Below are 24,327 nucleotides of genomic sequence, written 5' to 3'. Positions count from 1 at the left end.
CTTCTGTATGTCAATTTCACCGGATGCAAAAAAGAATCATCCATTTTGAAAGGCCTACCTCAAAATGAATGATTCTCTATAAATGATGTGATCATCTGATTTAAAACACTTTCCTCTGGTAAATCGCTGTAGAAAGTCCCCAAGACAGCAAGTAGATGAGCATAATCAGTACAGTTGACCCCGTATATACAATAGGGATCGATAAATTCATGATAAAATCAGTGATCCCACTGAATTGCTCTGCTAAATAGAGAACAACAGGCGGTCCCATAGCAGATAAGACGATAAAGCCAATGATCACTGCCGTTGTGATATAACCAGGTTTTAAGATATAAAACAATGGAAACGTGCATGCTGCGAACAATAAAAACAACCCGCTGCCAATCGCAATATCTGACAGCGAAAACAGCTTCCCAAACACAAATAATGCAGCACTTGTCAGCACGATCGCAATACTCATATAGAAAATGGCGCCAAGATAACGTGATGCGATAATTTCTTTACGTGTATAGGGCAAGGAATTTAATAGAATATTCGTTTCTGCCTTCTCATCATAAGCATATGTGTTAAATGGAATGAAGACACTAGCGACTAGAAACGTTAATACTGGATGGACATCCATGAAAATGAAAAATAAGATAAACGGAATAAAAATAAGTAACTGCTTCTTTTGCAAAATCACATCACGCTTAATTAAATGAAACATGCGCAACCCCGCCTTTCAAATAAAACATGATATCCTCAAGCGACGCCGGTTCAATCACAACAGCATCCCCGAAAATAAGCTTCACCTCATCAATCCGATCTGTTAATGCTTCAAATCCGGCTGCCGTACGCTGAATATGGATAAACGCCTTTTCTGTGTCTCGATCCAGCAAATCCAGGCTCCCCTTCACCAGCGCATAATTCTCCGCCACCTCATGAATCGACTGTTGAAAGACCAATCTTCCATTTTGTATAAACGCAATATAATCCGCGATGCGATCTAAATCAGTCGTCATATGCGTTGAGAAAAAAATCGTTCGATTTCCATCAATCATCAATTCTTGTAACGTGCCGAGCAGCTCTCTTCTAAAGACCGGATCTAAACCAGCAGTTGGTTCATCCATGATAATCAGCTCTGCATGGTGCGACAGCGCAATCGCAAGCGATGCCTTCATCTGCATCCCTTTTGAAAATGTTTTAATCGCTTTATTCAGCGGCAGGCCAAACTGTTCAATATATTGATAAAATAGTCTATCATCCCAGCGTTTATAGGCAGGTGCCACAATTCGTTTGATGTCTTTTAAATTCAATCCTGGGAAAAAAACGTTAGCATCGTAAACAAAGCCAATTCGTTCCTTAATCTCTTTTTCATGGGTGCGATAATCTAATCCAAAAATTTTAACCTCACCAGAATCTGGTTTTAACAAATTCATGATCATTTTAATCGTGGTCGACTTACCAGCTCCATTTTCTCCAATAAACCCAGTAACAAAGCCCTTTTTGACCTGTAAATCGAGATTCTGCACAGAAAAGTCTTTGAACCGTTTTGACACGCCTTTGAATTCAATCACATGCTCCACTCATCTCACTCCTCATACAAGAACTTTAATAACTGCTGCAATTCATCAAAAGATAAGCCTAATTCCTTGCCGTTTGTAACAACCGCTCCAAGCTGTTCCTCAATCACCTTCAATTTTTTCTCTCTCATGACCTCTAGGTTTTGCTCGGCAACAAATGATCCCTTACCGACAATCGAATAAATAAATCCTGCCTTCTCTAACTCTTCATATGCACGTTTTGTTGTGATGACGCTAATTTGTAAATCCTTCGCTAGCTTTCGGATAGACGGGAGGGCCGCACCTTCTGCAAGCTCCCCCGTTAAGATCAACGATTTGATTTGTGTCGTAATCTGCTCATAGATAGGCTCCTTAGAATGGTTAGAAATCGTAATTTGCATATAAAAACCTCTTTTTCTGTACTGGTATTCGCAACGAAATATTGTATATACACTATATATACATTATATACACACTGAAAAAATATTCAACTCCTTTTATGAACTTTTTTGAATGCGATCCAACTAAAAAACCGCACAGCTCTTCAGCCATGCGGTTCCTCAACAAATCAATTTATCTCCAATATACCCATTTTCCCATAATCCATTCCACAGGCCCTCTTCTCCACTTTTTCAAATAGAGATAGCTGATGAACAGCTGAGCTGTGTAAAGTCCAACAGCAAGTAGCAGCCCAAACATTGAGCCCATTTGTCCGAATAACCCAAGTCCGTAAGAATAGAAAATCGTTGTACAAATAATAGATTGAGCCAAATAGTTTGATAAAGACAATCGGCCCAGTCCTGCAAACAGACGTTTCAACCCTTGTGCAGCCTTTGAATAGTAGAAGACAATAAAAGCTTGAATATAACCGATCGTCAGGACATAGGCTCCTAACGTCAACACCATTTCACTCCAAGGAGCATCACTGAACGTCGCACATTTTAAAGCGAGCCCGATGATAATCATCCAAACCCAGCCTTTACGATAAGCCATGCCTCGATCTTCTTCTGTCAAATGACCTTTTTTCCCGATCGCCATGCCAAGCAGTGCAAATGGTCCCACCATGATCGTACCGAATAGAAAACCCAAGATCGGCATCATCGTAATGGTCACGATCGCCATAATAATGGTCACAATCATCATATCGTCTTCAATCGTCACCCGGCTCAATAAAATATCACCGTATGCACCCTTCGCATACACATCAGTTAATAAATCATCATTTCCATAAACAAAGGTCATCAGATATGGTAAAACCACTAATGACAAAGCACCTAACACACCTGACCAAATCAGCATTGTTTTGATCCGGCTGCTTAAAAACATCATCAAGAAAAACGTACATGCTCCATAATATAAGAGAATATCACCATTCCAAATGAATATGTAATGCAGCATCCCAAGCACAATAAGACCAAAGCCGCGGCGAACGACGATGGCATTCGTATTCAGCCCCTTTGCCTTCGTGGATTCAATCAACTTGATAAAAGAATACCCAAACAAAAAGGAGAAAATCGGATAAAATGACCCCTGAAACAAGATCTCCGTCACATATACCCCAAACTCCTGCCCCCATATGCTCGGATCAAACATCTTCTCAAAATCATAATCATATTGAAAATTAAGCATATTCACAATCAAAATACCTAATAAACTAAAACCACGTAAACTATCAATAAACTCAACCCTAGATCCCTTCAACACGACAGCTCCTTCGGAAAATATAAATACAACCATACAATATAATAACCCATATATGTAAAAAGAGGGTATAAAATCCCCAAAAGTTATAAACTATCTAAAATTGTACTTAACAATAAGACAAGTAAGATTAGTGAAATAATCATACTCTTAAAAATAAAACTTAATTTATACATCATTTAACTAATATAATTATCTTTATATGCACTTTATTCGCCCCACTACAAAACAAAGACTTATTTACTATACGAAAATGAATCCCAGTAAAAAACCCGAGAAATATAGTTCATAAGCTTCAATTTAATGTAAAATATGAAAAAAAATGAAAAAATTGTTGTATTTAGGATTATTTTGATTTAATATTTAATACATAAATTAACAGGGGGGGTGAAAACAATGGTAGCTTTCTTAAGACTTGTTGCTCAACTTGGTACTAAAGCAGCTAAATGGGCTTGGGACAACAAATCAACTGTTATCAACTGGATCAAGAACGGTGCAACGTTCCAATGGATCAGTGATAAAATTGACAGCATCATCAACGGCTAATTCTGAGATATCTTTTAAAGTAGTTTGGTGGAGGTGAAATAATGGTAGCTTTCTTAAAACTTGTGACTAAACTTACAGGTGAAAAAGCTTTTTGGGCTTGGCTTAATAAAGAAAAAGTTATTGAATGGATACAACATGGCTTTTCTTTCAAATGGATTGAAAGACAGATTATCAAAGCTTTAGCAGGCAAATAAAATTGAGCAATTAAACGAATTTGGGAGGTGGAAAGAATATGGTAGCTTTCTTAAGACTTGTTGCTCAACTTGGTACTAAAGCAGCTAAATGGGCTTGGGACAACAAATCAACTGTTATCAACTGGATCAAGAACGGTGCAACGTTCCAATGGATCAGTGATAAAATTGACAGCATCATCAATGGCTAATTCTGAGATATCTTTTAAAGTAGTTTGGTGGAGGTGAAAACAATGGTAGCTTTCTTGAGGCTTGTTGCTCAACTTGGCGCTAAAGCCGCTAAATGGGCTTGGGACAACAAATCAACTGTTATCAACTGGATCAAGAACGGTGCAACGTTCCAATGGATCAGTGATAAAATTGACAGCATCATCAATGGCTAATTCTGAGATATCTTTTAAAGTAGTTTGGTGGAGGTGAAAAGAATGTCAACTTTCTTACAACTTGTTGCTCAACTTACAGCTAAACAGGCGATTTGGGCTTGGGCTAACAAAAAAAAGGTACTTGAATGGATAGGACAAGGCTTTTCTTTTAAATGGATTTCAAACCAAATTATCCGAGCTTTAGCAGGCTAAACGAATTCAGGAGGTGAAATAAATAATGGTAGCTTTCTTAAGATTTGTTGCTCAACTTGGTACTAAAGCAGCTAAATGGGCTTGGGCTAACAAATCAACTGTTATCAACTGGATCAAGAACGGTGCAACGTTCCAATGGATCAGCGATAAAATTGACAGCATCATCAATGGCTAGTTGTTCGTTAGCCCAATAGGGATAGTGTAAACACTCTATCCCTATTGTTTTATTATAGCCAAAAATCAAACATTTAAAACCTAAAAATCATAATTTTTGTGATTATTTTTTTATAGTGATGTCTTGTGTTTTCATCTTTTCAATTTCTTTGACTCTTTTTTTGTGGAGCATTCTACGACCGCGGTTCCACTCTTCAATTAAAAGAGCTAATCCAACTAGCGCGATAATAAGAAAACCTATATTATTACTTACTTTATTTTCTAAATAAAACCATGACATTCCAGCGATAAAGACGATCGGGATTAAAGCTCCCCACAAAAAGTTGTTTCTTGTTGAAAGGAAATACTGAACTGCGAAAACGACAACTACTAAAATAAAATACATTAATTCATTCATTTAATCTCCATCCCTTTCTGCTTTATATTTTTCAATAATGTTTTTGGCAACTTCTAAACTAATTTTTTCCTCAATCGCGAGTTTCTTTACATATTTAATTAGAGTTTCTTGCTCTAAAGTTTCATTTAATTTAATCAATTGAATGATTCTGTCTAATCGGGTTCTAACTGTTGGATAAGAAACATCATAATCTTTTGCCATTTGTTTTAATGAACCTGAACTAAGTATAAATTTTCTTATAAATTCTCTGTCCTCAGAATCTACAGATAAAATCCATGTTGGAATATCTTTCTCCATATATCAGCCACCCCGCTTTTTTATTATTATAACACAGAAAGAATAAATGTAATCAAAAAATGAATAAAAAAATGAATAATGTTTATTTTTTTTAAACTTTTTTAAAATTTTTGTGGAAAAATCTATCCAAAATATGTTATTGTAAGTTTAGGTTATTTAACCAATAAATTGTATTTTATGGAGGTTAAGCATGAAACGTACTTTTGAAAAGACTTTTACTATTATAGGTGTTATTTTATTCACAGCCTTACTTATTGGGAGCTTTATGTTTTATGAAGGAACAAAAAATAACAATGATACTAACAAACTAATCCAAGACTTTATTGATGAAGAAAACGTACAAGATATCACACCGGAACAAGTAATTAACATCCTTGCCAATGGTTCTTTATATATGATCGCAATAACGATATTGAGCATACTAGCAGGAATTTTTTCATTAATATTATTAAAAAACAGAGCACGCTCTGCCGGTATTCTATTAATAACTACCTCTATTTTAGGCTCCTTATTAACAATCTTTTTAGGCATACTTGGCGGCATTGCGTATCTAATTGCTGGAATTACTATAATTGTGAAAGATAAAAAAGTAAGAAACGGGACAGATCAGTCATTCTAAAAGAGGTGAAACTATGTTTGCAATTGGTTTGAATGAATTCAAAGCACTGTTTAAAAGTATACGCTCTATCCTAATTATTATTGTCCTAATTGGAATTACAACCGGTACGGCAAAAATCCTTAGCCAATTTAGTGACCAATTGAAATCTTTAGGTCTAGGTGATAATGCATATGTGGGTGGATTAATGGTATTACTTTTCATTGCTGCCCCACTATTTGTCACCAGTCTAGCCCATAATGTAATTAATAAAGAGGTATACTCTCGTACTGTTCGATTTTTGGTGACGAAAACATCTAGAAATAACATATTATTAGGAAAGTTTTTAGGTAATCTTCTTTTTTGGATTGTATGTTTAACAATTTCCTTAATATTAATTATCCCGTTTTCAAACACTTTTTATTTTCTAGAATTAATACAATGTATTGTGTTTATTTCTTACTTCTTAGGGTTAACTCTATTACTATCCACTATCATTTCAAACCCTTCTATTACAATGTTTCTAGGTATTACATTGTCGATTATTTTACCTGTTATCGGTATGATTAGCATTGGATCAAATAATATTATCATTAAAATGATTAGTTATATCACACCCTATTATTATTTCACTCAAGAGCAGACTGCTTTTACATATATAGTCATTCTTTTCCCAATTTTGTTTTTAATCGTAAGTTTAATGCTTTTTAGAAAGAGGGATTTATAGTGTATGCACTCAAAACGACCAATCTAACAAAGAGATATGGAAATAAAATTGTTGTTGATAAAATGAACTTATCAATCGATAAAGGCACAATATTTGGTTTTCTAGGGAAGAACGGTGCCGGTAAATCAACATTTATAAATATGATTACAGGTATAATTGAACCAACTGAAGGACTTTATGAAGTATTGGGCTATAAAAAGAATCAACAAAAATCAATCTGGGGTAAAATAGGGGTTCTCCCTGACTATTCTACATTCTATGAAAATATGACCGCACTAGATCATTTGAAATACTTTAGTCAAATATTGAAATTAGATTTAAAACAAGAAGATTTAATTGAACTTCTAGATAAAGTTGAGTTAAAAGATGCAGCTAAGTTAAAGACTAAAAATTTTTCATTTGGAATGAAAAAAAAACTAGGGATCGCCCAAGCATTATTAAATAAACCTGATTTAATTTTTTTAGATGAACCGACTTCAGGGGTAGATGCAAATTCAGTATTAAATATCCATTCTATTATTAAAGAAATCGCCACAAACGGTACTACCGTATTTCTAACCTCACACAATTTAGATGAAGTTGAGAAATTATGTGATGAAGTTGCTATTATGAACAAAGGTGTCATTCAAATTAAAGGAAGTATGAAAGAGTTAAGAACAGCATACAAAAAGAATATGACCGTTTATATAAAGCATAGTGCTGCTTCAATTGCACAGATTGAGTCATTAACAGTAGACCTTAAGAGTCTTTCTATAAAAAGTGAAATCAGTGAACTATCATCTCAAATAACCATTGAAGATGAATCATCTATACCATTAATCAACAAGCTTTTTATTTCTAAAAACATTGATGTATTTAGAATAGAAGTCGATGAGCCATCATTAGAAGAGATATTTCTTAATATTGGAGATAATAATTAAGAATCCTATAAAAAGTAGATTTAGTATCCAAGTGGTACTAAATCTACAAAGGATAAGGAGGATTATATTTGTATCAATTGAAGGAGCCCTCAAAAAAAATTTCTAAAGATGCGATTAAGGTTTGGCGGATAGTTGACTTTATAAATTTTATTATATCAACTAGCGTTTTAGTTGTCCTTTTAGTTCTACACAACTATTATAGTTGGTCAGAATGGATTGTTTGGCTTATTTATAGCATTATGGGTATTTTAATTATATCAGCTATGGTAGAACTCATGTTAGTCCCTATTTACAAACAAAAAACTTGGCGTTATGAAATAGATATAAATATGATTCAATTAAAGCATGGAGGAATTTTCAGAAGGAAACACCTAATAATTCCTATGAATAAAGTATATTTTGTAGATACATATCAAGGTCCCTTATTAAAAAAATATAAATTATCTTCTATTAAGATTGGTACGATTGGCTATGTACATGAAATACCTTGCATTCCAGAAAAAGAAGCTTCAGATATTCGTGATTATATAGCGCATATTACTGATAATCAAACCAAAAAGAATGAGATTAGAAAGGAAAGCTCTCTATAAATGGAAACTAATAGTCGCCTAAAAAGATTACATCCATTATGGATGCTATTTGAATTATTAAAATCGATTAAAGGTTTCATCTTCTTCTGTATTTTTTTATCAGTATTATTTGGTTTTTCATCCATATCAATATTCTCTAAATTAGGTTTTTTAATTATTGTTATTTTTATAATTTACAAGGTCATTACTATATTATTAGAGTGGAAACATTTTGGTTATGACCTAAGCGAAGAGGAGTTATATTTAGAAAAGGGTAGGTTCATTACTGTAAAAAGACATTTTCCAATTAACAGTATTCAAGGCGTGAATCAAACATCTACTTTTTTTCATCGTTTTTTTGACCTTACCTCTTTGTTAATTGATGTAGGATCAAGCAATAATGACCACGTAGTAAAATTACATATGATTAAAACTTCAGAAGCTTTGAGCATAAAAAAGCACCTTACGGAAAAAGGCAGTATCAATGCTAATGTAGAAAGTGAATTTGAAAAACCTATACAACAAAGTGCTCAGAAACTTCATTATGAAATCCAAATGAAGGAGATATTTATTGCTTCCCTTACATCTTTAAGATTACTTTTCTTTCTACTTCTTCTCTATTCTGCTTACTCAGAAATCAATCAATTTTTGTCTTTAGAAAAGTATATAGATAGTTTGATTTCATTTGTAAAATCCTCTCCAATGACAATTATTCTGAGTGTTTTTTTACTTATTATATTGTCTATTCTATATGGAATTTTAAAGACATACTTGCAATATGGAGGATTTAAATTATCTTCGGACAAAACTAGACTGTACATCGAAAAAGGTAAATTAAATATTACTGACTTCTCTATCCCAAAAGAAAAGATTGAAGCGTTATACTTCACTAGCAGTTTTATACAAAAATTAATTTCTATTGTGAAAGTAAAAATCATCAGTTCGACTGAAGTTAATGACGAAAATGTAAAATCACCAAATATATTATTTCCTTTTATAAATAAAAATTTGGCAAATAAATTAGTTTCAGATATCTTTCCTAGCATTAGACTAGAGACCAATATGAAGAGAATACCATGGTATTCAATCATACCTAAATTATTTAGATCAGTCATATTTTGGTGTTTAACGCCAGCTCTTCTTTTATTTTTCAGAAATGACTTATGGTATATTTCAATATTCATAAGTGTTGTATTTTTACTCATTCAATTGTTTAGCAGTTTGTACAGCTCCTACAGTTGTAATGATCATTATTTGCAAATAAAAAAAGGCGGCCTTACAGATAGACTTCTCATAACACACAAATATAATATAGAAAGATTAATAATCTCAGAGACACTTATCCAAAGGAAATTAGGGTTGGCTTCAATTAAAATAGTTAACAGAGCAAAACCAACAAAAACAACTATCATGCATGATTTACCAAAAGAAATAGCCGAAAATTATTATGATTGGTATTCAAAAGGAATAGCAGAACAAACTTCTATCAACATACCTAATGATCATTCATTAGATCTATTTACTGTTCAGAAACCAACATAATTTAAATCTAATTCAGGCACTGACTTAAGTTGAAACTATGATTACGTAAAAAAGGGCTAAACATTTTAGCCCTTACCTTTTTCATCCTTCCAAAGCACATAAAACAAAATCCCCAATCCAAACAAAATCAACGGCAACTCCCAGTCTGCAGAAACCGGCAGCCATTTCAACATCATGAGAATCAGCAAAACAGCTCCCACACCTGCATAAAAGACCACTGTTTTTTTCAATTCTTGGTTTGGTTGAAACAAAACGCTCTCCTCCATAACCCTAATTATGATCGTTTTTCTAGTTTTTTTAATATTTTTCCCCAGCCGGTATCTCCCATTTTCCGATCAATTAATTGCCCCTCTTTATCTATGAGGCAAAAACTTGGCAATCCTTGAATTTTATATTTTGTGACAATCTCATAATCTTGATCCAACACAATGGGAGCAATGAGATTCTTTTCCTCCGCATATTTCGAAACAACCTCTATCGATTTTTCTTCTTCCGTATATGGAACATGGACACAGGTTAAATGGATACTCAACTGATCCACACTATGCAGAATGTGGTCGGTTAATTCTTGACAGTTAACTGACCAAAAATAAAGAAGCTGAGTATGCTCTTCTGGTAAACACCGCTGATGTGAAGAATGAATCCACGGAAGGTGCTCAGGCCATTTAAGTATTTGCGATTCCACTACTCATCCCCCTTTTCTTTTAATTGAAAAGCGATGATTTTTCCTAGTGCCTCTTCTGCGGCAAAAGGGGCCACATTTCCTGATGGATTCTCTTGTTCCTGTTTTAGGCACTCGTACATATTTTTTTCGATTTTTGATGGGTCAATCCAAGAGATACACCACGACGCCCAAAAACAAGTAGGACCCTTATAGCGTTTTGCCAAAGGCAGAAGAAATGGTAAACTAGGCTGACCAATTCTCATGAGTGAGATCGCAGCCGCCATTCTTGTCTCCTCTTCTTCACTTTCTAACAGTTTGGCAAGAGCTTCTGCTGCGTCCCCTGCATCTGCTCCAAATTCACCAAGAACCGCTGCTGCAATATTCCGCAAAGAACCCTCTTCTTTTAAGGCTTCAACAAGCACTGGCACTGCCTCTTTTCCTGATTTCCTTAACTCCCCCATGGCTTGAACGATCGTTACTTCATTGGTATTGACTAAACGTTGAACCGATTGGGATAGCTTATCTTCTGGTTTCATGACAATCAACTCCTCTTTTTAATGAGTCCCACGGCATCGATAACACATCACATAACATACACATCCAGCAAATACACATGTCATCGTTGTAAACCATCCATCAGTGAACAAATGAATCCAATTAATGACCGCAGCACTTATGACAGATCCGATGAGCAATGATCGATAATAGATGCCCAAAGAAAGACTCGCTTCTCGTCTCAAAGGCTGCGTAAAGGCAAAGAGCCGTATGGTCAAAAACCAAATATAAACCCCTACCCCATAAATGGCCCAATACAATACATCATGAATCTCTAACAAGATAAGAGAAATCAAGTAGACACCATACAACCAAAAGGTTTGAAACACTTCTAATAGAAGAATCTTTTGATATAAAGCACCCGGAAAAAGATACAGTACTCCCGTTTGCCCGTGTCTTACAATCCCAGCGTAATATGAACTGAACAGGACAGATGCACCAATGACCAGAAAGAATAGAGTCAACCAATCTGAAAAATAAGAACTGACGACATAGTAAGTACCGATCAACAGCATGGTAGATAACAGGTGGAAGGTAGCATACTTTTTGATCATCAATATTTCTAGCCAAAGGAAAGCCCAGATGCCGGTTAATGTTGAAAGCCCCCACCACGTCTTGCTTTTCTTTGGACTTATTGGATTTGCATGAACCTGTTTCCCCTCAAATTCCTCCCAAAATGCCGCCTCTTTGACTAACGACTCCATCATCTCTATACGATGACTCGACCTGTACATCATCATGAAAGATAAAATCATCACTCCAAGTAATATCAATACAGAAATGAATGAAAACTCCTCTATCATGCGTCCGACTTGATACATCAAAGAAGCAGATATCTCCATCATAGACGACTGTTTCAATATCAATTGATTCAAAGTGAGCAATGAAAGACAACCAAATATCAGTATAAAACCAATGAAGAGCACTCGCTTATATACTTGAATGGTTCTTGCACAAGATACCGCAATCATCCATGTTTCGATCATACATAACAGCGCTGTTAACAGGAGTGATTTACCAAGTAGAAAAAAGTACTGCTGCGTTAAACAAAGAAGGAGGATATCAGCCATCACAGCAGAAACAATGAGAAGAGCACATCGCCAAAAAATGTGATATACCCATACACTCATCACAACTGTCCATAAGGAAGCACCACTTCCATACAACCACATAATATCGTTCATCTGACTAGGCAGCCTATTCGAAAACAAGCCAAAGCCAGTATAAAGAACAAATAAAACGACAATGATCCATCCAGCTGTACTTGCATTCCAATCGCCCATACTTGAGACTACGCTCAGCTGAAAACCGATGGCAGCCATCATAAGTAGCAAGATCAGAAAGGGCATTTTCTTTTCTTGATTTTTACTGATCAAGCGCCTTTGGGATTTCATCCATAAAAGGGAAAGCGTGTTATTCACTAGACCACTCCCCTAGAAGTTGAATGACTTCTGTCCGCCACTTCATTTGTTCTTCCTGCTGCTTAGGAACAGCGATACTTTTCATGATGGCACCGTCTCGAATCAATATCACCCTACTAGCCGTATCAAGAACAAACTCTAGACTATGAGTGGACACAAGAACCGAACCACCTTGAAGGCTCTTCTGTATCAGCCAATCTGACAACCATTGTTTCGAAGGGATGTCTAACCCAACGGTCGGCTCATCTAAAATAAAAAGGGAGGCATCTTGCACAATGGCCCCTGCTAAGACGACACGCTGTTTTTGACCCCTTGAAAGCCTTCCGCACAATTCGTTCATCTTCATTTCGATATGTACTTCTTTCAACGCCTCAAATACCTTCTCTTTGATCTGTTTTAAACCTTTATGATAGCCCCTCGCACGGAATTGAACATGTTCAGCAACCGTTAAATCTGGGTACAAATATGGCTGATCTGGAATAAGAGCTACTTGTTTTTGGACATGGGAATGACCAGGAGGAAATCCCTCTATGAGTATTTCCCCTTGATCAGGTTGATAGAGACCTGTTAAACATCGAATGGTTGTCGTCTTCCCCGCACCATTAGGCCCAAGCAGCGCCACAACCTCCCCTGCTTCAATGGAAAATGAAAGGCCTTCTATCCCATCACCATTGCTATATCGTTTGCTTACATTCTGAACCTCCATGAATGGCATCAAATCTCTCCCTTTTATTAGAGTGATGTATGCTGATCTATGGTGTTTTTACGGTGGAATGTAAATGTAATTAGACCCACTCATTATTTACCATAATATTACCATATGAGGTATAAAAGGGTAAGAGAATTATAATCATTTAAAATACTAAAAGATAACAAAACAAAAAAGATTGGGCATCAATCATCCCAACCTTTTATCTATTAAATAAACCAATTCAAACCGAATCCATATCCCGACAAGCCCAAGCATCCACCTCGACCTTTAAAGCAGGTGAAGCCAAAGCCACCACATAAATCATCGTCATACAAGGCAGGTGATCCCCTAAAAACTGACCCATGATTCGTTTTCTACTCTCGGCATCAAACTCACCTACCAAATAAAACACAAGCTTTGTTATATCTTCTACTTTCATATCTGCCGCTTCTACATTGCGTTTTACATTCTCTAACGCTAGCTCGAGCTGTTCCATCGGGCTCGCTGGGATGGTCCCATCGACTTCCATCCCCACTTGTCCTGATAAGGTTAACCAACGCTGCGGCCCTGTTGTCTCTATTTGATGGATGTACGGTGCAACTGGCGCGTGAATGGTCTCAGGATTACGTGATGTTTTCATTGATCAAACCCCTTTTCTGAAAATACAATCAATTTACACCTATCATACCAAACTTTCTTCCCATCCTATCTGCGTATGCTCCGAACGAAGCCAAAAAAAGACCTTTCTTCAAAAGAAAGACCTCTCTAAAATGATGCTCCGCTCCGATGCTCAATTTGATGAATCCAATTCAAATCCGCCTCTAAATGAAGCAGCGTGCCAGAAATCAATAAGTACCGACTCTCATCACCTTGCACAAGACATTCCGTTTTCAGCTTCGTGAGTTCCATCACATCTTTCATGATGACGGCTTTCTGCTGCTGAAGCATTTCTTTTTCTTGATGAAATCTGATTTTCCGTGCACAGCCCCATTTAAAGTGAAAATCATCCTTTACAGCATGATACGGAACAGGCGCCAACAGCCATGATTCCAGCTCTTGTCTGCCTTCTTCCGTCACGTCGTACAACTTTCGATCTTGGTCATCTATTCCCACTGCTGTCACCAATTGATCACGAATTAACCGATCAAGCGTTGTGTAGATTTGACCCGGGTTGATTTTTCCTTTTATTCCGAGCAATGACTCCAGCTCTAGCTTTAATTCATATCCATGATGTTGCTGCTGACAGAGCGATGTTAAAATTCCGTATTTCACTGACATATGATTTAACCTTCTTTGAGAGATGATATCATCTCTATTTTACTCGCTGTCGCACTAGAAATCCACGAAGCCGCTAAACTGAGTGCAATTCCTGCGATCACTGCCAGCAGTAGATGCACAAGCGGCAATTGAAATGAAACAAATCCACCGAGCCAATCAGATTGGCTTGAGACATATAGAAGAATCACACCAAATAAAATGCCGCCAATCACACCTGATAACCCAATGAGCACACCTTCTCCGACGATCATTTTTCTCACCTGCTGCTTTGTTAGCCCAAGTGCCCGCATGGTGCCAATCTCAGACGTACGTTCAAGCGTATTCATCAGCAGTGTATTGGCTGTTCCAATGCTCGCGAGCCCCATAATGAAAATGAGCATCATAGAAATTAACTCGTTCATACCAGTTAAAGCCGATGTCGTTGATTCAATCTCATCCTCTACTGTTTTCACCTTTGAAAGCCGCTGCCCAAAGTCTTCCCATAGCTGATCTCGTAAAGACTCACCGGCCCCTTTGTCTTTTAACGTAAGCAGGATATCAAGGGGCTGCGTCCACCCTAAATCCTCTTGTAAAAATGTCTGATCGACAAATGCCACATAACCTGAATGATGAGAAGTCTTGACCACATCAATGACTTGTAACTGCTGCCGGCCAGAAGGTGCATTGAGATACACACTCTCTCCAATATGCCCACCCCATTCATCAAACGCACGCTCTCCTAACACGATAGAGGGCTTTTCTGCTAAATGTTGATACAAATCGCCTTTATTGTCATCTTCTATAAAAGACGGTCCCTTTTCCTCTACGCCGATCAGAGAAAATTGTCTTTTCTCTCCATCAGCCGTTTCCCATGTCAAAGGAGCCGCTTCCATCATCGGTTCCACCCGCTCAACAGCCTCATAAGATGACAGCTTTTCTTGATCCGCTTTCGTCCATAGGGCTTCAGAAGTAACCCTGAGATCGCCTCCATACGTTTGACGAATCTCTTTTTCATAGCCATCTGGAGCCGATTCAATGACCGCACTTAAAAGCAAGATCACAGCAATCCCAACAGCTAGAATCGCCGCCGTATTAGCATTTCGATTCAGTTGCTGCGTGACATGCTGCGAGGATAGATGACCCGGGTAACCAAAGACAAACTTCAAAAGAGGCGCCAACAACCGGTTCAAAAAGAGCAGGAAAAATGGGAATAACAGAACCATGCTGGCTAAAATGGCAAGATAAGCAGCCGGATGATCCACCCATACAAATGAAAGCAAGCCTATCCCTATCGCCGCTCTAATGACCGATTGTTTCTTCGGTGCAGAAGTTTGGGTGGTGGATTTTAAAGTCAGCAGCACAGACGTTTTCCCTGCATGATAGATCGGAAATAACGAAAACAGCACAGGGAACACAATACCAATGATCACTGCTATTACAACAGGCACTTGCCAATCTAACGAATACACCATATCAAAAGCAAACACACCAAGCAGTGTTTGCATGAACACATCCCCAAGCCAAACGCCAATCGGTACCCCAATGACGGTTCCAATACAAGCCAAGATCAAAACCTCAATCAACATCAGCTTAGAAACAGAGCCCTGTGTATAACCGAAGCTCTTCATAATCGCAAATTCTTTTTTTCGTTCCATCACACTCGTATAGATCATATTAAACACGATAAAACCGCTCATAAACATCGACAGCCCTGCGATGAGGTAAAAGAACGTGTACAACCCGCCAATGTCATTACTTTGCCGGTCATCCGCCACCACAGGCTGGACAAAAACATCTGCATCCTTGAACTCTTTCTGTAAAGATTGAAAGAGCTGTTCCCCGCCTTCATTTGTCTGAAATCTCATATAAGAAAGCTGATCATCCATTCCCGTCCAGTCTCTCAATATATCAAGCGGCGCCATCACACGAAAGCTCGATGATTCTGCACTCTTCCAGTCACTCGGACTTGAAAGCAGCTGTGTATATTCCACAATGGCAGATACCTTCGCTTCGCCCAAATCAGAAAAACGAATGGTATCTCCCACTTTTTTATTCAACAGCTTTGCCACAACATCTGGTATGACCAACCCCTGATTATCCAAACGCCCTTCAATCACAGGCAGCTTCAGTAAAGAGCTCGTTTGATCTTGCACCCCGGTAATTCGCACCGCCCGTTGGTTAAGAGAGTGATCACCTTCTACATCAAAAAACGTCTGTTTATCCAGCGCTAATAATGATCCTGTCACATCAGGATGCTTTAAAATGGAGGAGATCTGTTCCTCATCATATGTATGATCATCACTCAACACCCAATAATCTGCATCAGCGACATACATTTGCTCATAGTAATGAAACACATCATTTGTCGTTCGATCGGCAATGAGCATTGACGTGACAAAAGCGATCCCCACCATGATGCCTAAGACAGAAATGGCGAACCTCTTTTTATGCTGAATCATGTTACGCCATGAAATTCGCCACATACTGAGCATAATCATCATCCTTTCTAGAAATCACTTGATCAATAACACCGTCTTTAAAAAGGATGATTCGATCCGCAAACCCCGCTGCGAAAATATCATGCGTCACCATAATAATCGTCTGCTTGCTTTCTCGATTGAACTTGCACATTAACGCCAAAATATCCTCCGCTCTATGTCGGTCCAAGTTCCCCGTCGGCTCATCTGCTAACAGCACTGACGGCTGATTGACTAGAGCTCTTGCAATCGCTACACGTTGCTGCTGCCCGCCGCTCAGCAAACTAGCCCGTTTCCGCCCAAGCCCATTCAAGCCAACAGCCTCTAACAGCTCTACAACCGTCTGTTGATTCTCCTTTGTTAAACGTCCATCTGCATGCAGCGGAAACGCCACATTTTCTTCGACAGTTAATGTAGGCAGCAGCTGATAATTTTGAAACACAAACCCAATCTGTTTTCTGCGAAAAATCGTTCTCTCTTTCTCATTCATCTCACTTAACTGATGCTCATCTATCAAAATCTCTCCATCAGTAGGCAGATCAAGCCCGCCTAACAGCTGAAGTAATGTACTTTTTCCAGAACCACTCGGTCCCATCACCGCTACAAACTCCCCTTCTTCTACCGTCAAATCAACGCCCCTCAGCACCTCAGTCCGCTCCTGGCCTTGAATGAACTCCTTCTTCACATGCTTGATCTGAATCATCTGCAAACTCCTCCCATCCCTTTACGGAGTAATTATATACTAAGTATATATTATTTCAACATTTAAATCATGATAATATGTATTTACATCTTATTTATTACTTACTAAATATATAAAAAATCCTTTAGATTTTCATATCCAAAGGGTACATCATGCTATAATTCTTGTTTTCTAAAAAGAAACCATCCGATGAGAAAAAAGAAACCAATCAATACCGATACACCAAGAAAGCTTGTAAGCGCCTGATCCGAATAAGTCCCTCTATGAATCATCTCCTCAGCCGCACTTGTGACGCCTTTAGGTGCAAACTTCCCTAATGCATCCTCATAAAACGAAGGAACGGTAAACAGGATGAGGTTGATCAAAAGGGAAACGCCGCCCGCAGTCACTGAACGCTTAAAGAATGCCGATGCACAAATGGTCGACACCACAATAAGCAGTAGGTTTGGATAATACAAAAGCGTTCCTTTTAACACATCGCCCCAAGCCACATGCCCAAATTGAATGTTCACATAATAAACGGAAGCTAGCACCGCCACTATCAAACTAAACAAAGTTAAACAGGCATAGGCGCATAGTTTCGAGACATAATAACTCATTCGACTGATCGGTTTCACCATAATCATGGCTGTCACACCAGATGCACGCTCTCCAGCAATCGTCCCCATCACGATCATAATGAGGATAAACACGCCGAGCGAATCAAATTTACTCAATGCACTGGCTAAAGCTTCTCCAGCACTAGGCTCTGGTATATAAAATGTAGACCCTTCAGGTAGATTCGCTGATTTCGACAAAAGATCTGGCAGCATTTTGAGCGTAATAGGCTGGGTGATCATTAAAATCGTAAAAATGATTGGCACAAATAAGATTTTATAACTAGTGAATAACTCCCTAAATTCCTTTTTCAACATCATCATGCCGTCACAACCTTCATAAAAATATCTTCAAGCGTTAGCTTAGATAGTCGATATTGGAGAAGAACACCGCCAGCTTCAGTGATGAGACCCGGCAGCTCTCTCAATGCCATTTGTTGATCTTTCACTCGTACCTGATAAGTGTCCCCTGTCTCCATGCATTCCTCCACCCAATCCCGTTCTTTTAACAAAGCCACTAGTTTCGGATTCTGTTGTTCTAATTGAAATTCAATCACGGGCTGGATATAGTCTTCTTTGAGCTGTTTCATCGAAGAGGACATCTCAATTTTGCCGCTGTTGATCATGATAATATGATCCGCCACTCGTTCAATGTCATCTAAAATATGGGTCGACATAAAGATCAGCATCTCATGCTTTAGACGCTCAATCAAAGTAAGGACGTCTTTTCTCCCCATAGGATCAAGTGCCGACACTGGTTCATCTAGTATGAGGACCTTCGGGCTGTTGATCAATGCCTGCGCAATGGCAAGTCTCTGCTTCATCCCTCCGCTGTAGCTGCCAATGGCACGATCCTTCGCCTCATACACCCGGCAAAGCTTCAACAGCTCCTCTGTTTTGGAACGAATGGTGTGTTTCTCTAAATGAAATAACCCGCCAACCCAATGCATCCATTCCTGCCCCGTCATGTCCTGATAAAATGCAGGATGCTGCGGACAGTACCCAATCACCTGACTGATTTGATCCATGTCCTTTTCGACATCAAAACCTGCCACCTTCACAACGCCAGACGTAGGACGAGCAAGCCCCGTCAAAATCCGGATCGTCGTTGTCTTCCCCGCTCCATTGACTCCTAAAAAGCCAACACATCCAACCTCCCCAACAGAAAACGAGACATCTTTTAACACTTCATGCCGTCCATACGATTTCGTCAGCCCGTGACACTCCAACATATTCAAGCGAATCCCCCCTACTAAGATTGTTTACGACCAAAAATGAAATACGCAATAGGACCGGCACTCGCCACAAACACAATCACCAAGGCCCAAACCCACTTCACTTCTCCCCTAATCCTCGATGGATCTCTTTTCAACAAATCAAACAAACCAATCACCATTAAAATGGCTTGTAGCAAAATAAGAGGTAAAATCAGCTTCATATCCATCCACGCCACTCCCTTTTCAAACGTTAATTTGTTTTGGTATTACTTCTTTTGACGACATGAAGAGGGAATTCGTTCAAATGGTTTTTATTTTTATCAATCGAATGGTCTATAAATATAAAAAAGCCCAGTGAGGGTTATTCACTGGGCTTGCTTGTGATGGTCATGATGAATCTCGCATAATCTTATCCATTTTCTTTCCCTTGGCTAACTCATCAATCAGCTTATCTAGATACCGAATATTTTTCATGGTTTCTTCCTCAATGTCCTCTACTCGAACACCACAGATGACTCCTTTGATTAAACTGCGGGAAGGATGAAGCTCAGGGGCGTCAGCAAAGAAGGTTTCAATGTCTATCTGCTTGTCCAACTGTTGCTGTAACTCTGCTGGACTGTACCCCGTCAACCAACAAATAATCGTATCAACCTCAGCCTTCGTTCGACCCTTTCTCTCTGCCTTTGCGATGTAGAGAGGATAGACTTTTGCAAAGCTCATTGTGTAAATTTTATGTTTGGTCATGTGTCTGCTCTCTTTCTTCGTTAAATATTTAAACTGTCACGCTTTCTCAAGGGAACTCCCTCTCATTATGCACTTAGTATAATGTGTTAAAAATACAACTTATAAACGATGATATATGCCTTTATTATTTCTTTCATCTTTTTTGAAAGCTCTATATTTAAGAAATTGAACGATACAAAATCCAAGGAATACACCAATTGGTCCTCCGCTTGAGACAGGACCACCAATTAAACAATAAGAAATGACAAACAATGCAATATAACCAATTATGAAAAAAACAATTCCCCATTTTTCTTTTTTTACGTATCGAATAAAAATAATATTTCCCCCTAAGAATATTTATCATCATAGCATCATGGAAATAGTATCTATCAATCAAAGTTCAGCTTAAATCTTTCAACTGCTAGTTCTATTGACACAAAAATACCCCTTTAGACAATTATATCTAAAGGGGTATCAAAAAACCGATTTTATTTAAAACCTACTCCACCGTCACACTCTTCGCAAGGTTACGTGGTTTATCCACATCACACCCGCGGTGAAGGGCTGCGTAGTAAGCGATTAGCTGTAATGGGACCACAGATGCAAGTGGTGCAAGTGCTGGGTGTACAGCTGGAAGGACGAAACGGTCGCCTTCGTCTTCTAGGCCTTTTAGTGAGATGACACATGGGTTTGCGCCGCGTGCAACGACTTCTTTGACGTTACCGCGAATGCTGAGGTTCACGTGCTCTTGCGTGGCAAGGGCAATGACCGGTGTGCCTTCTTCAATTAAAGCAATCGTGCCGTGTTTGAGTTCTCCGCCAGCAAAGCCTTCTGCTTGGATGTAAGAGATCTCTTTTAATTTTAGTGAACCTTCAAGGCACACATAGTAGTCAAGTCCTCTTCCGATAAAGAATGCGTTACGTGTCACTGTGAAGAAGTCACGAGCGATTTGTTCCATTTCATCCTTTTGATCGACAAGGGCTTCCATTGCGTTTGCCACAATCCCAAGCTCTTTCACAAGATCAAAGTCAAGTGATTGACCATTTAATTCAGCTGCAACAGATGCAAGGATCGCAAGAACAGCGATTTGTGCTGTGTAAGCTTTTGTTGAAGCCACTGCGATTTCTGGTCCTGCATGAAGAAGCAATGTGAAGTCTGCTTCACGAGAAAGCGTAGATCCTGGTACGTTTGTGATCGTTAATGCTTTATGACCAAGCTCTTTGACTTGAACAAGTACAGCACGGCTGTCCGCAGTCTCCCCAGATTGAGAAAGGAAGATGAACAACGGCTTTTTCGATAGAAGCGGCATGTTGTAAGAGAATTCACTTGCTACATGGACTTCTACAGGTACTTTCGCCCAGTCTTCAATGTATTGTTTACCAACAAGTCCAGCATGGTAGCTCGTTCCACAAGCCACGATGTAAATGCGGTCTGCGTCTGCTACTGCGCTTGCGATATCGCCAGCGACTGACAACTTGCCGTTTTCGTCTTGATATTCTTGGATGATTTTGCGCATCACTAGCGGCTGTTCATCCGTTTCTTTTAACATGTAGTGAGGATATGTGCCTTTCTCAATGTCGCTTGCATCAAGCTCAGCGATATAAGAAGGACGTGTCATGATATCACCGTCAAGGTTTTTAATGATGACCTCGTCTTTTGTGACAATGACCATTTCTTTATCCATTAATTCCGCATATTCGTTTGTTACTTGAAGCATCGCCATTGCGTCAGAAGCCACAACGTTGAAATCTTCGCCGAAACCAACCAATAACGGGCTTTTGTTTTTCGCCACATAGATTGTTTCTTTGTTTTCGTTATCGAAAAGGGCAATTGCGTAAGAGCCTTTTAGTTGAAGAAGCGTTTGACGGAAAGCTTCCTCTGTATCAAGACCTCTATTCACAAATTGTTCGATGACTTGAACAACAACCTCTGTATCTGTGTCGCTTTTTAGTGTGACGTCTTGTAAATATTCGCGTGTCAATTGTACATAGTTCTCGATGACACCGTTATGAACAAGCGTAAAACGGCCAGAAGCACTTTGATGCGGATGCGCATTTAGATGGCTTGGTACACCGTGTGTTGCCCAGCGTGTATGTCCAATTCCTGCTGAAGATGCCACGTTTGTATCAACGACTTCACGAAGCTCAGCGATACGTCCTTTTTCTTTGAACACATGCACGCCATCTTCGTTTGCCACAGCGATACCTGCTGAGTCATACCCGCGGTACTCAAGCTTCTCTAAACCTTTTAATAAGATTTCCTTCGCATCATTCTGACCAATATAACCTACGATTCCACACATAAATATTCTTCCTCCCGATCATGTGAAAGGGACAAAGAAAGCCTACTAAAATAGAAGGGACATTTCTTCGTCCCTCTCTACATGTTTAATTTGGGAGATCATGTGTATTCCCTTTGTACAAAGAGTCACCTCTTTGCTTTAAAGAAACACTTACGGCTGTGATCTCTATATTTGATCAGCCGGGAGGCATCCGCCGAAAAATTCGATAACCTCCATCCTCGTCAACTAAGCATCTGTCTCGTTCGATCGCTTAGTTCGGGCGCTATAATTATAAGAGTGGCTGAACATCTACCCTGCCTTTCCTGCTAGAATAAAAATCCAGTAACACAAGGATGATTGTACTATAAGGTCTGACCTCCGTCAATCACAATTTAGCGGGTGATCCCTTTCATGTTAGAAAGTGAGACCTCCCTACACTATATGCGATGAGGCTTGTCACGTTCTACCTTTGATGTGCTCTCTTATGTATGAAAGCAAGCAGCAAATTGCCCTCGCTTATATCATTCGTATAGAACTTTCCTCTTATGACGTTTATTCGAAAAAAAGCAAACCGCTGCTTAGCGATTTGCTTTACATCAATTACTCAATACCCATTTCTTCTTTGACAACAGCCGTAATGCGAGCCACGTATTCATCACACAGCTCTTTTGTTTTCGCCTCTGCCATGACACGTACAAGCGGCTCTGTTCCTGATGGACGCACAAGGATACGTCCGTCACCGTTCATCTCTTTTTCAACCTCTTGGATCACAGCTTTTACTTTTTCATTTTCTTCCACTTTATACTTATCAGATACCTTCACATTCACTAGAAGTTGCGGGAATTTCTCCATTTCAGCTGCAAGCTCTGATAATGTTTTTCCTGTTGCTTTTAGTGTATTCACGAGCATGATCGCTGAAAGCATGCCGTCACCTGTCGTATTATAATCAAGGAAAATCAAGTGACCTGACTGCTCGCCTCCGACATTATAGCCATCCTTTTTCATCGCTTCGACCACATAGCGGTCACCAACAGCGGTTTGAATGCTCTTAATGCCTTGCTTCTCAAGCGCTTTATAGAAACCAAGGTTACTCATGACCGTTGACACGACCGTGTCATCCTTTAATCGACCTTCACCCTTTAGATAACGTGCACATATGTACATAATTTGATCGCCGTCTACAATATCACCTTTTTCATCGACTGCAATTAAGCGGTCGCCGTCACCATCAAACGCAAGACCAATATCCGCTCCTTTTTCTTTCACAAAAGCAGAAAGTGCCTCTGGATGAGTAGAACCTACGCCATCGTTGATATTCAATCCGTTTGGTGATGTTCCCATTGTTGACACATCTGCATCTAAATCTGCAAATAAATGTGTTGCAAGAGAAGATGTTGCACCATGTGCACAGTCAAGCGCTACGTGAATGCCTGTGAAATCCTCGTCCGCTGTCTGCTTCAAGAATTGCAAGTACTTCTGACCGCCTTCAAAGTAGTCATTTACTGTTCCAAGATCCGCTCCAACTGGGCGTGGCAATTGATCGACCGGCTGATCCATCAGCTGCTCGATTTCATTCTCCTGTTCATCTGACAGTTTAAAACCATCACCGCCGAAAAATTTAATTCCGTTGTCTTGAACTGGGTTATGCGAAGCTGAAATCATGACACCTGCTTCTGCATCCATTGCTTTCGTTAAATAAGACACACCAGGTGTTGAGATCACACCTAAACGCATGACTTCAGCCCCAATTGAAAGTAAGCCTGCTACGAGTGCTCCTTCTAACATATGACCAGATACACGCGTGTCTCGTCCAACGAGTACCTTTGGACGTTCTTTATCCTTCGTGAGCACATAGCCGCCAAATCTCCCAATTTTAAATGCGAGCTCTGGCGTTAATTCGCTATTAGCCACACCCCTTACACCATCAGTTCCAAAGTACTTGCCCATGTTTCAATCGCTCCTTT

At 39.0% G+C, this 24,327-nt stretch carries 32 protein-coding genes; 11 read left to right on the top strand and 21 right to left on the bottom strand.

Going from position 1 to position 24,327, the window contains the following annotated elements; genetic code table 11:
- Positions 1–100 precede the first annotated feature (100 nt).
- The 4 genes from NSQ17_RS01245 to NSQ17_RS01230 all read right to left on the bottom strand — a co-directional run bounded on the left by NSQ17_RS01245 (position 101) and on the right by NSQ17_RS01230 (position 3,242).
- On the bottom strand, positions 101–706 hold the full coding sequence (locus tag NSQ17_RS01245; RefSeq protein ID WP_008343909.1) for an ABC-2 transporter permease: 606 nt from the start codon (positions 704–706) through the stop codon (positions 101–103).
- Entirely contained in the window at positions 690–1,565 is an 876-nt protein-coding gene (locus NSQ17_RS01240) for an ABC transporter ATP-binding protein (protein ID WP_024719131.1), read from the bottom strand. The genes NSQ17_RS01245 and NSQ17_RS01240 overlap by 17 nt, the downstream gene beginning before the upstream one ends.
- 5 nt (positions 1,566–1,570) lie before the next feature.
- The gene (locus tag NSQ17_RS01235; protein ID WP_017366490.1) at positions 1,571–1,942 is read right to left on the bottom strand and encodes a GntR family transcriptional regulator; all 372 of its coding nucleotides are present in this window, start codon (positions 1,940–1,942) and stop codon (positions 1,571–1,573) included.
- A gap of 172 nt (positions 1,943–2,114) precedes the next feature.
- A complete protein-coding gene (locus tag NSQ17_RS01230; protein WP_342467753.1) occupies positions 2,115–3,242 on the bottom strand; it encodes a DUF418 domain-containing protein in 1,128 nt (375 codons plus the stop codon).
- 396 nt (positions 3,243–3,638) lie between these two features.
- Between NSQ17_RS01230 and NSQ17_RS01225 the strand changes: the two genes are divergently transcribed.
- From NSQ17_RS01225 to NSQ17_RS01200, 6 genes are read left to right on the top strand one after another with little or no spacing between them, the layout of a single operon-like run.
- Entirely contained in the window at positions 3,639–3,788 is a 150-nt protein-coding gene (locus NSQ17_RS01225) for an aureocin A53 family class IId bacteriocin (RefSeq protein ID WP_035390638.1), read from the top strand.
- A 41-nt stretch (positions 3,789–3,829) separates the two neighbouring features.
- On the top strand, positions 3,830–3,982 hold the full coding sequence (locus NSQ17_RS01220; protein WP_144740576.1) for an aureocin A53 family class IId bacteriocin: 153 nt from the start codon (positions 3,830–3,832) through the stop codon (positions 3,980–3,982).
- A gap of 38 nt (positions 3,983–4,020) precedes the next feature.
- A complete protein-coding gene (locus NSQ17_RS01215) occupies positions 4,021–4,170 on the top strand; it encodes an aureocin A53 family class IId bacteriocin (protein ID WP_035390638.1) in 150 nt (49 codons plus the stop codon).
- Positions 4,171–4,212: 42 nt separating this feature from the next.
- Positions 4,213–4,362, top strand: coding sequence for an aureocin A53 family class IId bacteriocin (locus tag NSQ17_RS01210; RefSeq protein WP_050826864.1), 150 nt, complete (start codon positions 4,213–4,215; stop codon positions 4,360–4,362).
- Between the two features lie 42 nt (positions 4,363–4,404).
- Positions 4,405–4,554, top strand: a complete 150-nt coding sequence (locus NSQ17_RS01205; protein WP_342467751.1) for an aureocin A53 family class IId bacteriocin — start codon at positions 4,405–4,407, stop codon at positions 4,552–4,554.
- Between the two features lie 25 nt (positions 4,555–4,579).
- Positions 4,580–4,729 (top strand): aureocin A53 family class IId bacteriocin, encoded by a 150-nt coding sequence (locus NSQ17_RS01200; RefSeq protein WP_342467750.1) that lies wholly within the window; start codon positions 4,580–4,582, stop codon positions 4,727–4,729.
- Between the two features lie 102 nt (positions 4,730–4,831).
- On the opposite strand, the gene NSQ17_RS01195 is transcribed toward NSQ17_RS01200, so the two are convergent.
- Together NSQ17_RS01195 and NSQ17_RS01190 are read right to left on the bottom strand one after the other, a co-directional pair.
- Entirely contained in the window at positions 4,832–5,125 is a 294-nt protein-coding gene (locus tag NSQ17_RS01195; RefSeq protein WP_216895608.1) for a hypothetical protein, read from the bottom strand.
- Positions 5,126–5,422 carry a DUF2089 family protein gene (locus tag NSQ17_RS01190; protein WP_216895610.1) on the bottom strand — a complete coding sequence of 99 codons (297 nt, stop codon included), beginning with the start codon at positions 5,420–5,422 and terminating at the stop codon, positions 5,126–5,128.
- A 190-nt stretch (positions 5,423–5,612) separates the two neighbouring features.
- Here NSQ17_RS01190 and NSQ17_RS01185 point away from each other — a divergent pair, with 190 nt between their 5' ends.
- The 5 genes from NSQ17_RS01185 (at position 5,613) to NSQ17_RS01165 (ending at position 9,775) form a co-directional block, all read left to right on the top strand.
- Entirely contained in the window at positions 5,613–6,041 is a 429-nt protein-coding gene (locus NSQ17_RS01185) for a DUF4064 domain-containing protein (protein WP_216895612.1), read from the top strand.
- Between the two features lie 13 nt (positions 6,042–6,054).
- Entirely contained in the window at positions 6,055–6,744 is a 690-nt protein-coding gene (locus tag NSQ17_RS01180; protein ID WP_050826862.1) for an ABC transporter permease subunit, read from the top strand.
- Entirely contained in the window at positions 6,744–7,664 is a 921-nt protein-coding gene (locus NSQ17_RS01175) for an ABC transporter ATP-binding protein (RefSeq protein WP_216895614.1), read from the top strand. The genes NSQ17_RS01180 and NSQ17_RS01175 overlap by 1 nt, the downstream gene beginning before the upstream one ends.
- A 68-nt stretch (positions 7,665–7,732) precedes the next feature.
- The gene (locus NSQ17_RS01170) at positions 7,733–8,254 is read left to right on the top strand and encodes a PH domain-containing protein (protein ID WP_216895617.1); all 522 of its coding nucleotides are present in this window, start codon (positions 7,733–7,735) and stop codon (positions 8,252–8,254) included.
- Positions 8,255–9,775 (top strand): PH domain-containing protein, encoded by a 1,521-nt coding sequence (locus NSQ17_RS01165; protein WP_342467749.1) that lies wholly within the window; start codon positions 8,255–8,257, stop codon positions 9,773–9,775.
- 65 nt (positions 9,776–9,840) lie between these two features.
- Here NSQ17_RS01165 and NSQ17_RS01160 read toward each other — a convergent pair whose 3' ends face one another.
- The 15 genes from NSQ17_RS01160 to glmM form a co-directional block, all read right to left on the bottom strand.
- Complete coding sequence (locus NSQ17_RS01160; RefSeq protein WP_342467748.1) at positions 9,841–10,026, bottom strand: hypothetical protein; 186 nt, start codon at positions 10,024–10,026, stop codon at positions 9,841–9,843.
- A gap of 23 nt (positions 10,027–10,049) precedes the next feature.
- Positions 10,050–10,460, bottom strand: a complete 411-nt coding sequence (locus NSQ17_RS01155) for a thioredoxin-like domain-containing protein (protein WP_342467747.1) — start codon at positions 10,458–10,460, stop codon at positions 10,050–10,052.
- Positions 10,460–10,975: a HEAT repeat domain-containing protein gene (locus tag NSQ17_RS01150; RefSeq protein ID WP_024719127.1), complete on the bottom strand. Its 516-nt coding sequence runs from the start codon at positions 10,973–10,975 to the stop codon at positions 10,460–10,462. The genes NSQ17_RS01155 and NSQ17_RS01150 overlap by 1 nt, the downstream gene beginning before the upstream one ends.
- A gap of 18 nt (positions 10,976–10,993) precedes the next feature.
- A complete protein-coding gene (skfF, locus tag NSQ17_RS01145) occupies positions 10,994–12,415 on the bottom strand; it encodes a sporulation killing factor system integral membrane protein (RefSeq protein WP_342467746.1) in 1,422 nt (473 codons plus the stop codon).
- Positions 12,408–13,130, bottom strand: a complete 723-nt coding sequence (locus NSQ17_RS01140; RefSeq protein WP_144668355.1) for an ABC transporter ATP-binding protein — start codon at positions 13,128–13,130, stop codon at positions 12,408–12,410. Before NSQ17_RS01140 ends, skfF begins: the two co-directional genes overlap by 8 nt.
- A 217-nt stretch (positions 13,131–13,347) precedes the next feature.
- Positions 13,348–13,746, bottom strand: coding sequence for a RidA family protein (locus NSQ17_RS01135; protein WP_039169392.1), 399 nt, complete (start codon positions 13,744–13,746; stop codon positions 13,348–13,350).
- A 125-nt stretch (positions 13,747–13,871) separates the two neighbouring features.
- Positions 13,872–14,384 (bottom strand): PadR family transcriptional regulator, encoded by a 513-nt coding sequence (locus tag NSQ17_RS01130; RefSeq protein WP_041508142.1) that lies wholly within the window; start codon positions 14,382–14,384, stop codon positions 13,872–13,874.
- 5 nt (positions 14,385–14,389) lie between these two features.
- Positions 14,390–16,855, bottom strand: coding sequence for an FtsX-like permease family protein (locus NSQ17_RS01125; protein ID WP_342467745.1), 2,466 nt, complete (start codon positions 16,853–16,855; stop codon positions 14,390–14,392).
- Positions 16,824–17,543: an ABC transporter ATP-binding protein gene (locus NSQ17_RS01120; RefSeq protein ID WP_024719122.1), complete on the bottom strand. Its 720-nt coding sequence runs from the start codon at positions 17,541–17,543 to the stop codon at positions 16,824–16,826. Before NSQ17_RS01120 ends, NSQ17_RS01125 begins: the two co-directional genes overlap by 32 nt.
- Positions 17,544–17,698: 155 nt before the next feature.
- Positions 17,699–18,463 carry an ABC transporter permease subunit gene (locus tag NSQ17_RS01115; RefSeq protein WP_024719121.1) on the bottom strand — a complete coding sequence of 255 codons (765 nt, stop codon included), beginning with the start codon at positions 18,461–18,463 and terminating at the stop codon, positions 17,699–17,701.
- Positions 18,460–19,377 carry an ABC transporter ATP-binding protein gene (locus NSQ17_RS01110; protein WP_024719120.1) on the bottom strand — a complete coding sequence of 306 codons (918 nt, stop codon included), beginning with the start codon at positions 19,375–19,377 and terminating at the stop codon, positions 18,460–18,462. Before NSQ17_RS01110 ends, NSQ17_RS01115 begins: the two co-directional genes overlap by 4 nt.
- A gap of 14 nt (positions 19,378–19,391) precedes the next feature.
- Positions 19,392–19,583, bottom strand: a complete 192-nt coding sequence (locus tag NSQ17_RS01105; RefSeq protein WP_017358881.1) for a PLD nuclease N-terminal domain-containing protein — start codon at positions 19,581–19,583, stop codon at positions 19,392–19,394.
- Positions 19,584–19,743: 160 nt separating this feature from the next.
- A complete protein-coding gene (locus tag NSQ17_RS01100; RefSeq protein WP_024719119.1) occupies positions 19,744–20,100 on the bottom strand; it encodes a DUF2200 domain-containing protein in 357 nt (118 codons plus the stop codon).
- A 481-nt stretch (positions 20,101–20,581) separates the two neighbouring features.
- Positions 20,582–22,384, bottom strand: coding sequence for a glutamine--fructose-6-phosphate transaminase (isomerizing) (gene glmS, locus NSQ17_RS01095; RefSeq protein ID WP_342467744.1), 1,803 nt, complete (start codon positions 22,382–22,384; stop codon positions 20,582–20,584).
- 579 nt (positions 22,385–22,963) lie between these two features.
- A complete protein-coding gene (glmM, locus tag NSQ17_RS01090; RefSeq protein ID WP_008360584.1) occupies positions 22,964–24,310 on the bottom strand; it encodes a phosphoglucosamine mutase in 1,347 nt (448 codons plus the stop codon).
- Positions 24,311–24,327 lie beyond the last annotated feature (17 nt).

The organism is Bacillus sp. FSL W8-0629 (genome assembly GCF_038593225.1).
GTDB lineage: Bacteria > Bacillota > Bacilli > Bacillales > Bacillaceae > Bacillus > Bacillus altitudinis.
The sequence above is the reverse complement of the archived record's forward strand: the minus strand, read 5'-3'. Positions and strand labels throughout refer to the sequence as shown.

Coding starts and splice junctions, on each gene's coding strand:
- NSQ17_RS01190 (WP_216895610.1), bottom strand. CDS start 5,422: ATGGAGAAAGATATTCCAACATGGATTTTATCTGTAGATTCTGAGGAC.
- NSQ17_RS01130 (WP_041508142.1), bottom strand. CDS start 14,384: ATGTCAGTGAAATACGGAATTTTAACATCGCTCTGTCAGCAGCAACAT.
- NSQ17_RS01150 (WP_024719127.1), bottom strand. CDS start 10,975: ATGAAACCAGAAGATAAGCTATCCCAATCGGTTCAACGTTTAGTCAAT.
- NSQ17_RS01135 (WP_039169392.1), bottom strand. CDS start 13,746: ATGAAAACATCACGTAATCCTGAGACCATTCACGCGCCAGTTGCACCG.
- NSQ17_RS01120 (WP_024719122.1), bottom strand. CDS start 17,543: ATGATTCAGATCAAGCATGTGAAGAAGGAGTTCATTCAAGGCCAGGAG.
- NSQ17_RS01185 (WP_216895612.1), top strand. CDS start 5,613: ATGAAACGTACTTTTGAAAAGACTTTTACTATTATAGGTGTTATTTTA.
- NSQ17_RS01205 (WP_342467751.1), top strand. CDS start 4,405: ATGTCAACTTTCTTACAACTTGTTGCTCAACTTACAGCTAAACAGGCG.
- NSQ17_RS01210 (WP_050826864.1), top strand. CDS start 4,213: ATGGTAGCTTTCTTGAGGCTTGTTGCTCAACTTGGCGCTAAAGCCGCT.
- NSQ17_RS01235 (WP_017366490.1), bottom strand. CDS start 1,942: ATGCAAATTACGATTTCTAACCATTCTAAGGAGCCTATCTATGAGCAG.
- NSQ17_RS01215 (WP_035390638.1), top strand. CDS start 4,021: ATGGTAGCTTTCTTAAGACTTGTTGCTCAACTTGGTACTAAAGCAGCT.
- NSQ17_RS01105 (WP_017358881.1), bottom strand. CDS start 19,583: ATGGATATGAAGCTGATTTTACCTCTTATTTTGCTACAAGCCATTTTA.
- NSQ17_RS01200 (WP_342467750.1), top strand. CDS start 4,580: ATGGTAGCTTTCTTAAGATTTGTTGCTCAACTTGGTACTAAAGCAGCT.
- NSQ17_RS01125 (WP_342467745.1), bottom strand. CDS start 16,855: ATGCTCAGTATGTGGCGAATTTCATGGCGTAACATGATTCAGCATAAA.
- NSQ17_RS01140 (WP_144668355.1), bottom strand. CDS start 13,130: ATGCCATTCATGGAGGTTCAGAATGTAAGCAAACGATATAGCAATGGT.
- glmM (WP_008360584.1), bottom strand. CDS start 24,310: ATGGGCAAGTACTTTGGAACTGATGGTGTAAGGGGTGTGGCTAATAGC.
- NSQ17_RS01180 (WP_050826862.1), top strand. CDS start 6,055: ATGTTTGCAATTGGTTTGAATGAATTCAAAGCACTGTTTAAAAGTATA.
- NSQ17_RS01165 (WP_342467749.1), top strand. CDS start 8,255: ATGGAAACTAATAGTCGCCTAAAAAGATTACATCCATTATGGATGCTA.
- glmS (WP_342467744.1), bottom strand. CDS start 22,384: ATGTGTGGAATCGTAGGTTATATTGGTCAGAATGATGCGAAGGAAATC.
- NSQ17_RS01195 (WP_216895608.1), bottom strand. CDS start 5,125: ATGAATGAATTAATGTATTTTATTTTAGTAGTTGTCGTTTTCGCAGTT.
- NSQ17_RS01100 (WP_024719119.1), bottom strand. CDS start 20,100: ATGACCAAACATAAAATTTACACAATGAGCTTTGCAAAAGTCTATCCT.
- NSQ17_RS01225 (WP_035390638.1), top strand. CDS start 3,639: ATGGTAGCTTTCTTAAGACTTGTTGCTCAACTTGGTACTAAAGCAGCT.
- NSQ17_RS01220 (WP_144740576.1), top strand. CDS start 3,830: ATGGTAGCTTTCTTAAAACTTGTGACTAAACTTACAGGTGAAAAAGCT.
- NSQ17_RS01245 (WP_008343909.1), bottom strand. CDS start 706: ATGTTTCATTTAATTAAGCGTGATGTGATTTTGCAAAAGAAGCAGTTA.
- NSQ17_RS01115 (WP_024719121.1), bottom strand. CDS start 18,463: ATGATGATGTTGAAAAAGGAATTTAGGGAGTTATTCACTAGTTATAAA.